14 protein-coding genes are annotated in these 14,237 nt (G+C 58.4%); 11 read left to right on the plus strand and 3 right to left on the minus strand.

The window, feature by feature from the left end:
• Positions 1-5: 5 nt before the first annotated feature.
• From AC1MEE_RS23670 to AC1MEE_RS23705, 8 genes are all read left to right on the plus strand, one after another.
• Positions 6-2,579 carry a T6SS effector BTH_I2691 family protein gene (locus tag AC1MEE_RS23670; RefSeq protein WP_480411942.1) on the plus strand — a complete coding sequence of 858 codons (2,574 nt, stop codon included), beginning with the start codon at positions 6-8 and terminating at the stop codon, positions 2,577-2,579.
• On the plus strand, positions 2,579-3,589 hold the full coding sequence (locus AC1MEE_RS23675) for a DUF6708 domain-containing protein (RefSeq protein WP_480411943.1): 1,011 nt from the start codon (positions 2,579-2,581) through the stop codon (positions 3,587-3,589). Before AC1MEE_RS23670 ends, AC1MEE_RS23675 begins: the two co-directional genes overlap by 1 nt.
• Positions 3,589-4,785, plus strand: coding sequence for a hypothetical protein (locus AC1MEE_RS23680; protein WP_480411944.1), 1,197 nt, complete (start codon positions 3,589-3,591; stop codon positions 4,783-4,785). Before AC1MEE_RS23675 ends, AC1MEE_RS23680 begins: the two co-directional genes overlap by 1 nt.
• Positions 4,785-5,792 carry a DUF6708 domain-containing protein gene (locus AC1MEE_RS23685; RefSeq protein ID WP_480411945.1) on the plus strand — a complete coding sequence of 336 codons (1,008 nt, stop codon included), beginning with the start codon at positions 4,785-4,787 and terminating at the stop codon, positions 5,790-5,792. The genes AC1MEE_RS23680 and AC1MEE_RS23685 overlap by 1 nt, the downstream gene beginning before the upstream one ends.
• Positions 5,792-6,784, plus strand: coding sequence for a hypothetical protein (locus AC1MEE_RS23690; protein ID WP_480411946.1), 993 nt, complete (start codon positions 5,792-5,794; stop codon positions 6,782-6,784). Before AC1MEE_RS23685 ends, AC1MEE_RS23690 begins: the two co-directional genes overlap by 1 nt.
• Positions 6,784-7,791 (plus strand): DUF6708 domain-containing protein, encoded by a 1,008-nt coding sequence (locus AC1MEE_RS23695; protein WP_480411947.1) that lies wholly within the window; start codon positions 6,784-6,786, stop codon positions 7,789-7,791. Before AC1MEE_RS23690 ends, AC1MEE_RS23695 begins: the two co-directional genes overlap by 1 nt.
• Entirely contained in the window at positions 7,791-8,018 is a 228-nt protein-coding gene (locus AC1MEE_RS23700) for a hypothetical protein (RefSeq protein ID WP_480411948.1), read from the plus strand. The genes AC1MEE_RS23695 and AC1MEE_RS23700 overlap by 1 nt, the downstream gene beginning before the upstream one ends.
• Before the next feature lie 107 nt (positions 8,019-8,125).
• A complete protein-coding gene (locus AC1MEE_RS23705) occupies positions 8,126-9,127 on the plus strand; it encodes a DUF6708 domain-containing protein (RefSeq protein WP_480411949.1) in 1,002 nt (333 codons plus the stop codon).
• Positions 9,128-9,246: 119 nt separating this feature from the next.
• Here AC1MEE_RS23705 and AC1MEE_RS23710 read toward each other — a convergent pair whose 3' ends face one another.
• The 3 genes from AC1MEE_RS23710 to AC1MEE_RS23720 all read right to left on the minus strand — a co-directional run bounded on the left by AC1MEE_RS23710 (position 9,247) and on the right by AC1MEE_RS23720 (position 11,006).
• Entirely contained in the window at positions 9,247-10,014 is a 768-nt protein-coding gene (locus tag AC1MEE_RS23710; protein ID WP_480411950.1) for a phasin family protein, read from the minus strand.
• Between the two features lie 10 nt (positions 10,015-10,024).
• On the minus strand, positions 10,025-10,450 hold the full coding sequence (locus tag AC1MEE_RS23715) for a phasin family protein (protein ID WP_480411951.1): 426 nt from the start codon (positions 10,448-10,450) through the stop codon (positions 10,025-10,027).
• A gap of 280 nt (positions 10,451-10,730) precedes the next feature.
• Complete coding sequence (locus AC1MEE_RS23720) at positions 10,731-11,006, minus strand: polyhydroxyalkanoic acid system family protein (protein WP_480411952.1); 276 nt, start codon at positions 11,004-11,006, stop codon at positions 10,731-10,733.
• A 156-nt stretch (positions 11,007-11,162) separates the two neighbouring features.
• On the opposite strand from AC1MEE_RS23720, the gene ubiE reads away from it, so the two are divergent.
• The 3 genes from ubiE to ubiB are packed head-to-tail and all read left to right on the plus strand — an operon-like array spanning position 11,163 to position 14,181.
• Positions 11,163-11,933, plus strand: coding sequence for a bifunctional demethylmenaquinone methyltransferase/2-methoxy-6-polyprenyl-1,4-benzoquinol methylase UbiE (gene ubiE / locus AC1MEE_RS23725; RefSeq protein WP_480411953.1), 771 nt, complete (start codon positions 11,163-11,165; stop codon positions 11,931-11,933).
• Positions 11,933-12,556, plus strand: coding sequence for a ubiquinone biosynthesis accessory factor UbiJ (locus tag AC1MEE_RS23730; RefSeq protein WP_480411954.1), 624 nt, complete (start codon positions 11,933-11,935; stop codon positions 12,554-12,556). Before ubiE ends, AC1MEE_RS23730 begins: the two co-directional genes overlap by 1 nt.
• Positions 12,553-14,181 (plus strand): ubiquinone biosynthesis regulatory protein kinase UbiB, encoded by a 1,629-nt coding sequence (gene ubiB, locus AC1MEE_RS23735; RefSeq protein WP_480411955.1) that lies wholly within the window; start codon positions 12,553-12,555, stop codon positions 14,179-14,181. Before AC1MEE_RS23730 ends, ubiB begins: the two co-directional genes overlap by 4 nt.
• The last annotated feature ends 56 nt before the right edge of the window (positions 14,182-14,237 follow it).

Consider the following 14,237-nt stretch of genomic DNA (forward strand, 5'->3'; position numbering starts at 1 on the left):
CCCCCATGAGAACCCCAGCCGAAATGCTCGAACTGATTGACCTCATCGCCAATCAAACCCGCAACAACGAGGGCTCAGGCGCCTGTGTCACCTGCAAGCGCGCCGTCGCCATCCTGCCGTTGCGCTACGGCGTGATCGGCAGCACCAACCCGGAGGCCGCGAGTCAGCTGGCGCCGGACTGGTCCGACAACCTCGGCCTGCGCCTGCAAGACGCACACCTGCCCCTGAGCGGCGCGCGCTACGCCGTGCGCACCTTGCGCGAGGGCTATCTGTACCTGTGGACGCAACGCCTGGAGGATGACTGGCGCTGCGAAGGGGCCTACCGCACCTATGACAGCGGCCTGTGCCAACCGCTTGCGCCGCCGCCGGACCCGGACTTCGCCGCGAGTTACCGCGCGCGCCTCGGCTTCGGCGAGCGGGTGATCGAGATCACCGATCCCGAAGACGTCAGCGAAGCCCGTCTGCTGTTCACCCCCGACCAGCTGACCCCGCGCATGCTGGAGAAAATCCGCAGCGACAGCCGGCTGCGCAACACCCTGCGGCGTCTGGACATTCGCCGACTGCTGCAAGCCTGCACCCACAGCGAACACGTCATTGACCCCGAGCGGTTCGACAGCGTCATCGCCGAAGCCATCGCCCGGACCGACCCCGAACTGGACGCGGTACTCGCCGAGCAGCTCTTTGCGGCGCCCAGGGGTTACGACGCACTGGCCGGCAGCACCCGCCGTCTGGCCCTCAGCCAGAGCCACGCGCAGGGTTTTGCCGTGGTGCTCGACGATCCGATTGGCATCACCCAGGAACTCAATGCCTGGCGCAACCAAAGCGCCACCGTGCTCGTCGATTTCATGCAGCAAATAGACAGCGAAGGGGTCGACAACCAGCGCAAACACACCATCGCCTTCGCCATCGACAACCTCAAGACCACCCTGGCCGAGCAGACACAGCAGCACTACATCGCCCACAACAACAGCGTCGGCGTGCGCTACACCGATCCCGAATATGCGGCCCACAATGCCCATATGGTCAGCGCCTCAGCCGGCAACTATCGCAGCTACCGCAACCCTGCCGACCAGCAACGCCAGGAACAACTCGCCATCGAACAGGCCCACCAGCACAGCTGGGACGGTAAATACGGCAAATACCTCGACGAATCCCGACGCCAGGCCTTCCTCGCCGACTACCAGGCGGTCGTGGCCCACGCCGATGCACTCAAGGATGCCCGCGCCGCCGACCACCTGCACTGGCTCAAAAGCCCGGCCCTGCTCGACGCCTTCGCCCACTACGACCGCCGCGACAGCGCCAACGGCTTGCTGTTCGAAGCCCAGCTCGGCGTCGCCGTGAGCGGCATGAACGCCACCCAGGCCGGAGACACGCTGCTCGCCACTTGGAGCGAGGCCGACAACATCGACCTGAGCAACCTGTTCTGGCGAGGCCTGACGCAGAACCAAAGCGAAACACAGGAGCAGGTCGACGCGCTGCTGGCCCAACGCAACCGGCTGCCCACCCTCAGCCGCGAAGCCCTGCTGGGCCTGACCCAGGGCCTGACCGACATCTTCGACAAAAGCCATGCGCTGGTCACCGAGACCCACTTCGACGCACCGCCCACGGTCTTCCACCTCAGCGGCGCGGCCATGCTGATCAACACCTTCGGCAGCCGCCTGCTGCAAAGCGATAAGGTCCCGCTGGTCGATGCAGTGATCAACAAGGTGCTGGCCCTGCTGTTCCAGGCGCGCCTGGGCAAGATGGGCCAGCAGTTCCACCTGGAATCCCGTGGCGGCATCCCGCTGAGCCAAGGGGTCAAAAACAAGATCGACGCGTCCGTCGCCAAGAGCTTCACCGTCGGCATCGGCGCAGGCGCCAACGCTCACCGGCTGGAACTCCGCCTCGGCGCCACCCTGGGCTTGCTGCAACTGTGGAACCTCAAGGTCAAGTTCGAAAAAGCCGACGAAGGCGGGCGCGAAAAACTCGAACTCGGCGCCGCCCTGGTCGCCGTCACCGCGGCAGTCCTGGAACTGGGTACGGTGGCGGTCAGCCGGGCCGTGAGCAATAAGACTCAGGCCGTGCAACAAGCCGGACGGGTGATGGGGAGTGGGTTGCGGTTGAGTGCGGGGGTGCTGGCCGGTGGAGTGGCTTTGGTGGGGGCGGTGTTTGATGTTAAGGATGCGGTCGGAGCCCTAAAAACAGAAAAGCATTCGATTGGACTGGTCTATGGCCTCCGTGCTTCTGCTCAATTTGGATCAGCTTTTTTCTCAGCGGCCATCGGCTTGGCCGTTGCAGGCCCTTTCCTTGAATACTTGATCAAAAAACACGCCAGCAATTTCTTCATGTATAGATTTTTGAACTCGACATTATCCGTGTCCACCGCACTCTCCCTGCGTATGGCCTTTATGTTGCGCTGGTGCATCCGCATCAACGTGTCGATCTTTGTCTTGACTGTCGCACTTGAATTCTTACTGCCCAATGCACTGCAACAATATCTGGAACATTGCACCTTTCGGAAAAACCGGGAGACCGGCACCCCCGGAACTGAGGAACAAGAGCTGAAGAACTTTCACAAGGCTATCGAGGGGACCTTCTGATGTATCTCTTTGAATGGGGCATGCACTGGGCCAAGAGCCACGCGAAGCATGAAGACATGACGGAGGAGGCATACCTCCGGCAACGCAAACCCGGCCAGGACATTCTGGACAACCCAAGCAGCGTAAAAGAGTCGGTGTCTTCAAGGGTGATCGATAACCACTCGCTCTATCGCCACAACGCAACCTATATTGATCTGCGCACGCCTAACGATGAAAAACGCGGACTGATTACGTTGTTTGCGGGTACTGGAGGCGCTGGACTCACTTTTATGTTTTTATTCGTGGTTTTTGAATTTATAAACACCTTTTTCATTAAGGTCAGGGCTGAATCTAATCCGCTACCCTGGGATGCCTATCTCTTTTTTGTAGTGATGCTTCCGGTTTCATCCCTATCGCTGTGGCTTTACTTCAAACATGTCTTCCCCCACCTCCGTCTGGAAGCTTTCACCGCTCGCCGCCTGATCGTCCGCTTCAACCGCATCACGCGAAAAGTCTATCTGCTGCGTCCCCGACACATTGGCGGCACCTTGATCATGGACTGGGATAAGACCGAGATCGTCATCGACAAAGGCATGACCGAGCTGGACGGTACTGGCGGTTTTGTGATCCTCGCCTGGGACAATGGACATGGCACCGACTTGCAAGGCCGTCCCACCGAAAATCTCGAGGTGACCTTCGTCGGCAAACCCACCCGCAACGCCAGCGAACTGCTGGCCTTCTGGGAATACATCCGCCGCTATATGGAAGTGGGCCCCGAAGCGGCGCCTCGCCCCGCCCAACTGATCAGCAAGTTCCCCTGGCCCTGGCACTCGCTCAAAGCCGCGTGGCGATTGGACAGCAGTTTCCTGCATAACCCCGCCCTGTGGGTGTTCGTGCTGATCAACCTGATGCTGCTGCCAGTGATCCTGATCCATGCCACCGGCCACTGGATCTCTCTGCTGTTGTGCTACGAGCCGAGGTTTCCTCGCGCCATCGAGCAGGCGGGTCGGCTTGAGGAGGGGCAGCGTTGATGGTTTTCGCCCACTATGACCGGCGCGACCGCATCGACCTGGGCAACCTGTTCTGGCGGGGCCTGGCGCAGAACCAAAGCGAAACGCAGAAGGAGGTCGACGCGTTGCTGGCCCAACACAACCGCCTGCCCACCCTCAGCCGCGAAGCCCTGCTGGGCCTGACCCAGGGCCTGACCGACATCTTCGACAAAAGCCATGCGCTGGTCACCGAGACCCACTTCGACGCGCCACCCACGGTCTTCCACCTCAGCGGCGCGGCCATGCTGATCAACACCTTCGGCAGCCGCCTGCTGCAAAGCAATAAGGTCCCCCTGGTCGATGCACCGATCAACTACCTGCTGGCGCTGCTGTTCAAGGCGCGCCTGGGCAAGATGGGCCAGCAGTTCCATCTGGAATCCCGTGGCGGCATCCCCTTGAGCCAAGGCGTCAAAAACAAGATCGACGCGTCCGTCGCCAAGAGCTTCACCGTCGGGATCGGCCCGGGGGCCAACGCTCACCGACTGGAACTCCGCCTCGGCGCCACCCTGGGCTTGCTGCAACTGTGGAACCTCAAGGTCAAGTTCGAAAAAGCCGGCGAAGGCGGGCGCGAAAAACTCGAACTCGGCGCCGCCCTGGTCGCCGTCACCGCGGCAGTCCTGGAACTGGGTGTGGTGGCGGTCAGCCGGGCCGTGAGCAATAAGACTCAAGCCGTGCAACAAGCCGGGCGGGTGATGGGGAGTGGGTTGCGGTTGAGTGCCGGGGTGCTGGCCGGTGGGGTGGCTTTGGTGGGGGCGGTGTTTGATGCTCAGGATGCGGTCGGAGCGGTCAAGACCGATAAACGCTCGATTGCTGCGATCTATTCCCTTCGCGCTTCTGCTCAAGCTGGATCGGCATACTTCTCCGCGGCCATCGGCTTGGCTGTTGCAGGCCCCTATCTGGAATATCTGATCAAGAAGCATGGCGAAAGCCGCATGCTTTCATTCCTCCTCAAAAAGTCCAGTCAGTTGGCGCTGCAGATGGCCTTCATGTTGCGCTGGTGCATCCGCATCAACGTATCGATCTTTGTATTGACTGTCGCACTTGAGTTCTTGCTGCCCAACGCGCTGCAACAGTACCTGGAACATTGCACGTTTCGCAAAAACCGGGAGACCGGTACCCCAAAAACCGAGGAACAGGAATTGAAAAACCTGCGCGATGCCATTGAGGGGACGTTCTGATGTACTTCTTAGAATGGCTCGCCTATGACGGACGCGATACCGTCGACTACGAAGAATTGGTGCAAGCCGCCGACAAACAAAAAAGGGAGGGTGGCACGCTACCACCTATAGATGTCCATCGACGTGTATCCGAGAGAGTATTGGATAACAACTCACTGTACGCCTACAACGAAACCTATATTGATGTGCGCACCCCCAATGATGAAAAGCGCGGGCTGATCACGTTGATTGCGGGTAGCGGAGGCGCACTATTTACTTTTATGTTTTTATTCATGGTTTTTGATTTTATAAATACCTTTTTCGTTGAGATCAGAACTGAATCTAATCCACTACCATGGGATGCCTACTTCTATTTTCTAGTAGTTCCTCCTGTTTCAACCCTATCGCTATGGCTTTACTTCAAACATGTCTTCCCCCACCTCCGTCTGGAAGCCTTCACCGCCCGCCGCCTGATCGTCCGCTTCAACCGCATCACCCGAAAAGTCTATCTCCTTCGCCCCAAACACCTGGGCGGCGTCGTTGCCCTGGACTGGGACAAGGCCGAAGCTTGTATCGATCCGAAGATGTCCGAACTGGAGGGCACGGGCGGTTTTGTGCTGCTCGGCTGGGAAAAGGAAAGCCAGGCGGTTTACGACGCCGACGGCCAGCCCAAAGACGACTTTGAAATGACCTTCGTCGGCAAACCCACCCGCAATGCCAGTGAACTGCTGGCCTTCTGGGAATATATCCGTCGCTATATGGAAGTGGGCCCCGAAGCCGCGCCACGGCCTGCTCGTCTGATCAGCAAATTCCCCTGGCCCTGGCACTCGCTCAAAGCCGCGTGGCGGCTGGACAGCAGCTTCCTGCACAACCCCGCCCTGTGGGTGTTCGTGCTGATAAACCTGATGCTGCTGCCGCTGATTCTGATTCATGCCACCGGCCACTGGATTTCTCTGCTGCTGTGCTACGAGCCGAGGTTTCCTCGCGCCATCGAGCAGGCGGGTCGGCTTGAGGAGGGGCAGCGCTGATGGTTTTCGCCCACTTCGACGCGTCGCCCACGGTCTTCCACCTCAGCGGCGCGGCCATGCTGATCAACACCTTCGGCAGCCGCCTGCTGCAAAGCGATAAGGTCCCGTTGGTCGATGCATCGATCAACAAGGCGCTGGCCCTGCTGTTCAAGGCGCGCCTGGGCAAGATGGGCCAGCAGTTCCATCTGGAATCCCGTGGCGGCATCCCCCTGAGCCGCGGCGTCAAAGCCAAGATCGACGCGTCCGTCGCCAAGAGCTTCACCGTCGGGATCGGCCCGGGGGCCAACGCTCACCGACTGGAACTCCGCCTCGGCGCCACCCTGGGCTTGCTGCAACTGTGGAACCTCAAGGTCAAGTTCGAAAAAGCCGCCGAAGGCGGGCGCGAAAAACTCGAACTCGGCGCCGCCCTGGTCGCCGTCACCGCGGCAGTCCTGGAACTGGGTGTGGTGGCGGTCAGCCGGGCGGTGAGCCATAAGACTCAGGCCGTGCAGCAGGCCGGACGGGTGATGGGGAGTGGGCTGCGGTTGAGTGCCGGGGTGCTGGCCGGTGGGGTGGCTTTGGTGGGGGCGGTGTTTGATTTTAAGGATGCTCCCGAGGCATATAAAAATCAGAGATGGGGACTCGGCAGCGTCTACTTGCTCAGAGCCACAGCTCAATTCGGATCAGCTTTTTTCTCAGCGGCCATCGGCTTAGCCGTTGCAGGTCCCTATCTGGAATATCTGATCAAGAAGCATGGCGAAAGCCGCATGCTTTCATTCCTCTTCAAAAAGTCCAGTCAGTTGGCGCTGCAGATGGCCTTTATGCTGCGTTGGTGCATCCGCATCAACGTGTCGATCTTTGTATTGACGGTCGCACTTGAATTCTTACTGCCCAATGCACTGCAACAGTACTTGGAGCACAGCACCTTCCGTAAAAACCGGGAGACCGGTACCCCCGATTCTGAAGAACAAGAGCTGAAGAACTTCCACAAGGCTATCAAGGGGACCTTCTGATGTACTTCTTTGAATGGCTCGCCTATGACGGGCGCGATACTGTCGACTACGAAGAATTGGTGCAGGCCGCCGACAAGCAAAAAAAGGAAGGCGGCACCCTCCCGCCTATAAACGTCCATCGACGCGTCTCCGAGAGAGTGTTCGATAACCACTCGCTGTACGCCTATAACAAAACCTATATCGACGTGCGCACCCCCAATGATGAAAAGCGTGGACTGATTACGTTAATCGTTGGCGGTGGTGGTGGCGTTCTAATCTGGGGGTGTTTGCTTTCCCTCTCCTTAGTCATTAGAACGCTACTGGGTTTAGACGATAACAAAGACAAGCTGCTTCCTTGGGACTTCTATCTGTTTGCAATAACTGCCTTGGCTGTGACCTGCATTTCTTTCTACCTCTACTTCAAATATGTCTTCCGCTATCTCTACCTGGAAGCCCTTACCGCCCGCCGCCTGATCGTCCGCTTCAACCGCATCACGCGAAAAGTCTATCTCCTTCGTCCCAAACACCTAGGCGGCGTCGTCGCGCTGGATTGGGACAAAGCCGAGGCCTGTATCGATCCGAAGATGTCCGAACTGGAGGGCACGGGCGGTTTTGTGCTGCTCGGTTGGGAGAAGGAAAGCCAAGCGGTTTACGACGCCGACGGCAAACCCAAAGACGACTTCGAGATGACCTTCGTCGGCAAACCCACCCGCAACGCCAGTGAACTGCTGGCCTTCTGGGAATACATCCGCCGCTATATGGAAGTGGGCCCCGAAGCTGCTCCTCGCCCCGTCCGCCTGATCAGCAAATTCCCCTGGCCCTGGCACTCGCTCAAAGCCGCGTGGCGGCTGGACAGCAGCTTTCTACACAACCCCGCCCTGTGGGTGTTCGTGTTGATCAACCTGATGCTGCTGCCCGTGATTCTGATCCATGCCACCGGTCACTGGATCTCTCTGCTGCTGTGCTACGAGCCGAGGTTTCCCCGTGCCATCGAGCAGGCGGGTCGACTTGAGGAGGAGCAGCACTGATGGTTTCCGCCTACTACGAGCGCCGCGACAGGGCCAACGGTTTGCTCTTCGAAGCCCTGTTCATCAAGAAGCATGGCGAAAGTCGCATGCTTTCATTCCTTCTCAATAGGCCCAGTCAGTTGGCGCTGCAAATGGCCTCTATGTTGCGTTGCTGCATCCGCATCCATGTGTCGATTTTTGTCTTGACGGTTGCACTTGAATTCTTACTGCCCAATGCACTGCAATAGTATCTGGAGCATTGCACCTTCCGTAAAAACCGTGACACCGCCCTCCCCAAAAAAACCGAGGACCTGGAATTGAAAAACCTTCACAAAACTATCAAGGGTACCTTCTGATGTATCTCTACGAACGGGAATTGCACTGGGATAAGGGTGAAGCAACCGATGAAGAACGAGCAGAAGAAATACGTGATAAACAACGCAAGCCGGACCAAGCGATTCTGGATAGCCCAGGCAGTGTAAAAGAGTCGGTGTCTTCAAGGGTGACCGACAACCACTCGCTCTATCGCCACAACGCAACCTATATTGATCTACGCACCCCACACGACGAAAAGCGCGGGCAGTTCACTTTGTTTATAGGTAGCATCGGGGCGCTACTTATTTATATATTTTTACCCAAAGTTTTTGATTTTATAAATATTTTTTTCGTAAAGGTCAGAACTGAAACTAATCCATGGTCATGGGACCACTTCTTCTCTTATCTAGTGGTTATTGCTATGTCATCCCTACTGCCATGGGCTTACTTCAAGTATCTGTTCCCCCACCTCCGCCTGGAAGCCTTCACCGCCCGCCGACTGATCGTCCGTTTCAACCGTATCACCCGCAAGGTCTACCTGCTGCGTCCCCGGCATATCGGTGGCACCTTGATCATGGACTGGGACAAGACCGAGGTCGTCATCGACAAGGGCATGAGCGAGCTGGACGGTACTGGCGGTTTTGTGATCCTCGCCTGGGACAAGGGACAAGGCACGGACTTGCAAGGCCGTCCCACCGAATATCTGGAAGTGACCTTCGTCGGCAAACCTACCCACAATGCCAGTGAGCTCCTGGCCTTCTGGGAATATATCCGTCGCTATATGGAAATGGGCCCCGAAGCCGCGCCACGGCCTGCTCGCCTGATCAGCAAATTCCCCTGGCCCTGGCATTCGCTCAACGCTCAATGGCAGCTGGACGATAATTCTCTACGGTCCCCACCCTCTTGGGCGACCGACCCGAAGCGGCCACCAGCGAGTCTGATTTATGCCACCTTCCACTGGATCTCTCTGCTGCTGTGCTACGAGCCGAGATTTCCTCGTGTCATCGAGAAGGCGGGTCGGTTTAAGGATGAGCAGCGCTGATGCTCAGGATCGACCACGGCGCCGAGTGCGGCGGTGTTTGATATCGATGATTCACAATCCCCACGCAAAAAAACGCCCGGTCTGCAGAGCAGATCGGGCGTTTTCTCAATCCTGGAAAATCAGGACTGGCTGGCTGGCGTCGACGCAGGCGTCGTTACTGGCGCAGGGGTTGCTACGGGAGCGGCTGTAGCGCTCGGCGTTGCGGGTGCCGCCGGCGGTGTTGCCGGTTTGACTGCTACTGCTGGCTTGGGCGTTGCCGCTTTTGGCGCCGCAGGTTTTTTAGCCGCGGCGGGTTTTGCCGCTGCTGCTGGCTTGGCTGCTGCCGGTTTAGCAGCAGGCTTGGCCGCTGCCGTTTTGGCCGGTGCTTTAACCGCAGGTTTGGCTGCTGGTTTTGCCGCGGCCTTGGCCAATGGTTTTGCAGCGGTTTTAGCCGCCGCAGGTTTTGCATCCGCTTTGGACGACACAGGCGTCACCGACGCACCGGTCAGTTTTTCAATTTGCTTGGTCAGCGCATCGACCTTGCTATGCAGCGCTTTGACTTCGTTGCGGCTCGGTACACCGAGGCGGGAGATGGCGCTGTTCAGGCGTTTGTCGAAAGCACCTTCGAGTTCGCTCCACTTGCCAAGCGCAAGGTCTTTGACATCGCCCACTCGGGATTTCGCCGTTTGAGCCGTTGCCTTTGCTGCGTCGACTTGTTTCTCGACGCCGCTCTTGGTTTGCTTTTCAGCTTTCTCGCCGTCTTTAACCAAGGTTTCGAAAAGCTTACTGCCGTCATTGCTGATCTTGGAGTAAGCGCCTAAACCAGCCAGCCAGATTTGGCGGGAGTATTTCTCAACCTCGCCGATCCAGGAGCTGCCTTCTTTTTCGACTTTCTTTTTGCCAGCCATCCCGCTCTCCTTATTGTTTACGCGCGACACGTTCAAGCAATGCCGTTAGCCCATCGAGCTTAGCAGAGAGTGTCTCAACATCATGTTTAGACGCAATACCAAAGCGATTCAAGGCGCTGCCGACGCGGCGATCAAAAGCCTTCTCGACTTTCTCGAATTGCACTTCGATTTTGCCCTTGATGCCTTTCACTTCGCCTTTGACCGTATCGATCTCGCTGTTGGCCGCTTCGATTTTTTCATCGACGAGTTTCTTGCCCTTGAGCTCGACACCTTCGCCGGTCTTGATCAATTCCTTGACGTACTCGGAGCCCTCGTGACCGGCCTTGGCGTAGGCACCCAGGCCAGCCAGCCAGATCTTGCGGGCATAAAGTTTTACTTCGGAAAGGGTCGTTGCTTGCTCGACTTCAACTTTCTTCTTCAGGGTTACTTTGGCCATGGTGCACCTCACGCTCAAAAATGTTGGAGGAACTGCCCACTGGGTTTATGGGCATGAGCCCAAAGTAATCAGAAAAATTAGAATGCTCACCCTAGGTTGGATTGGAATGCATTCCTTGTTGTAGGAGCGCGCTTGCCCGCGATGGACCGCGAAGCGGTCCCAAAAATGCTCAGCACAGTTTTACTGCCAGAATCGAGCGCTCCGATTTTGCGACTGCTGCGATCGAACGCGACTCCAAAGCAATCGCGGGCAAGCGCGCTCCTACAAAAAGACAGCGCCATCAGACCAGCGCTTTATCCAGCGCCTTTTCGATTTCGCTCTTGATCGTGCCGCTGAAGGCCGACATCAAGAAGTTGACGTCGACCTCCACTCTAATCAGCGCATCAAAGACACTGACCGTGCCGCTGACGCCGGAGCCGGCGAGTTTGACGGTATCGCCCGACCACTTGGGCTCGACCGAGTATTTCTCGGCCAGTTTCTGTACCAGTACTTCTGCTTTCTGTTTTGCTGCCTCACGACCCAGGTCATGAGCACGTTCAACACTTATCCGGGCCATTGAAGGACTCCTGTATCCATTGGTTCAGCCAGAACCCCATCGACGTCCGATGCGTCAATCCGTCCTGGCGCGCCACTATACTTACATTACGCCTTGCCAAGACAAAGACAGCCACCGGGATTAGAATGGCCCGCATTCTCTTCCGGTGACAGCGACATGAACGATCAGCGCAAAGGCAGCGATACCGAACCCACCACTCACTTCGGCTTCAAAAACGTGCCGGAAAGCCAGAAAGCCGAGAAAGTTGCTGAGGTTTTCCATTCCGTTGCGGCCAAGTACGACTTGATGAACGACCTGCTGTCCGGTGGTATGCACCGGCTGTGGAAGCGCTTCGCCATTGAGCTTTCCGGCGTACGCACGGGCAACCGCGTGCTGGACATCGCGGGCGGTACCGGCGACCTGACGAAAAAGTTTTCGCATCTGGTCGGTCCGACCGGCGAAGTGGTGCTGGCGGACATCAACGCCTCGATGTTGAAAGTCGGCCGGGACCGCCTGCTGGATCTGGGTGTGTCGGGCAACGTCAAGTTCGTCCAGGCCGACGCGGAAAAACTGCCGTTCCCGGACAACCATTTCGACTGCGTGACCATCGCCTTCGGCCTGCGCAACGTCACGCATAAAGAAGATGCGCTGCGCTCGATGCTGCGTGTGCTCAAGCCAGGTGGTCGTCTGTTGGTCCTGGAGTTCTCCAAACCGACCAACAAACTGATGTCCAAGGCCTACGACGCTTACTCGTTCGCCTTCATGCCGCTGATGGGCAAACTGATCACCAATGACTCGGAAAGCTACCGCTATCTGGCGGAGTCGATCCGCATGCATCCGAACCAGGAAACCCTCAAGTCGATGATGGTAGAAGCCGGTTTCGACCGCGTGACTTACCACAACATGACCGCAGGCATCGTTGCCCTGCATCGCGGCATCAAGCCCTGATGCTGCTCAGCGGCTTGCTCGCCAGCGTTGAGCACGGCATCAACCGCGTGCTGCGAATGGACAGCACCGCCCTGCCACGCCTGGAGCGTCTGGCAGGCAAGGTGATTGCGATCGATTGCCGTAGCCCGGCGTTGCAGTTGTTCATTCTGCCCAATGACGACGGCCTGCTGCTGGCGGCCCACTGGGCGGTTGATGCCGATTGCACCTTGCGTGCGCCGGCGTCGAGCTTGCTGCGTCTGGCCTTGAGCCAGGATAAAACCGCTGTGCTGCATAGCCCTGAGGTCGAGCTTGAAGGCGACAGCGCGGTGTTGCTGGAGCTGGTCGGCGTGCTGCAAGACCTTGAGCTGGATTGGGAGTATGAACTCTCGCGCTGGCTCGGTCCGGTGGCCAGCCCGTTGCTCGGCGGCCATCTGCGCAGTAGCGCCCGCTGGACCCGCGACAATATTGCCAACCTCACGCACAACCTCGCCGACTACCTCAGTGAGGAGTCGCGGACCCTGGTCGGTCAACGCGAAGCGCAAGCCCGCTTTGCTGAGCTGGACCAGATCAAGCTTGACCTTGAACGTCTCGAGGCGCGTTTCGAACGCCTTGCCCTCTCCCTCAAACCCAGCGATAACGCATGAAGCTGCTTGCCGTCCGCCGTCTGTTTCGCATCCAGCGTGTCGTGATCCGCTACCGTCTCGATGACCTGTTGTTCGCCCTGCCGCTGCCCTGGTGGATGCTCGCCCTGCGTTATGCCATGCCGTGGCGCTGGTTCCCGCGTAAAACCCTGGACCTGAGCCGTGGCGCACGTTTGCGCCTGGCATTGCAGGATCTGGGACCAATCTTCATCAAGTTCGGTCAGCTGCTCTCCACTCGCCGCGATCTGCTCCCGGAGGACATCGCCGACGAGTTGATGCGCTTGCAGGATCGGGTACCGCCGTTCGATTCACAGCACGCCATCGACCTGATCGAAGCACAGCTCGGTGCAAAAATCAGTGCCGTGTTCAGCCGCTTCGATGTCGCTCCCCTGGCCTCCGCCTCGGTGGCGCAGGTGCATGCCGCGCAACTCAAAAGCGGCGAAGAAGTGGTGGTCAAGGTCGTACGTCCTGGCCTCAAACCGATCATCAGCCAAGATCTGGCGTGGCTGTTCATCCTCGCCCGCATCGCTGAGCGACTGTCAGCCGATGCACGCCTGCTGCATCCCGTGGATGTGGTCAGCGACTACGAAAAGACCATCTACGACGAGCTCGATCTGTTGCGCGAAGCGGCCAACGCCAGCCAGCTCAAGCGCAACTTCGAAGGCTCGCCGCTGTTGTACGTGCCACAGGTCTATTGGGACTGGTGCCGCCCCAAAGTGCTGGTGATGGAGCGTATCTACGGTATTCAGGTCACGGATCTGGCGACCCTGGCCGATCAGCGCACCGACATGAAAATGCTGGCCGAGCGCGGTGTGGAGATTTTCTTCACTCAGGTGTTCCGTGACAGTTTCTTCCATGCCGATATGCACCCGGGCAACATTTTCGTCAGCACCGTGCAGCCCTGGAGCCCGCAGTACATTGCCATCGACTGCGGCATTGTCGGCAGCCTGACGCCCGAGGATCAGGATTATCTGGCGCGCAACCTGTTCGCGTTTTTCAAGCGTGACTACCGGCGCGTGGCCCAGCTGCACATCGATTCGGGCTGGGTGCCAGCGGAAACCAAGCTCAATGAGTTCGAAGCCGCGATCCGTACCGTTTGCGAGCCGATTTTCGAAAAGCCGCTCAAGGACATCTCGTTTGGTCAGGTGCTGATGCGCCTGTTCCAGACGGCGCGTCGCTTCAATATGGAAGTCCAGCCGCAACTGGTGCTGTTGCAGAAAACCCTGCTCAACATCGAGGGTCTTGGCCGCCAGCTGTACCCGGAACTAGACTTATGGAGTACCGCGCAGCCGTTTCTGGAGCGCTGGATGCGTGATCGCGTCAGCCCGAAGACTTTGCTGCACAACCTGCAATCGCAGGTCGAACAGATACCGCACCTGGCCGGCATGACCCGTGACCTGCTGGAGCGTATGTCCCAGCCTCACGCCTCCGACCCGCCGGCACCGTGGCGTGAAAGGCGCAAGCGCGGCGATGGCTGGGTGCTGCGTCTGATCGGCGCGGGCTTGCTGGCCGGCGGCGCGACACTGGCCTCGACCCTGGCCGCCAACGGCACTTCATGGGTCGCGCTGACAGCGTGGCCGGCGTGGATCATGCTGGCGGCGGGTTTGTATCTGGTCGTGCGCCAATAGCCAGCAGCGTAGAGCGCTGGCACACTATTTAATTCGCCAGGGCTACAGCCCCGGCT

It is taken from the genome of Pseudomonas sp. ASL3, assembly GCF_056680425.1.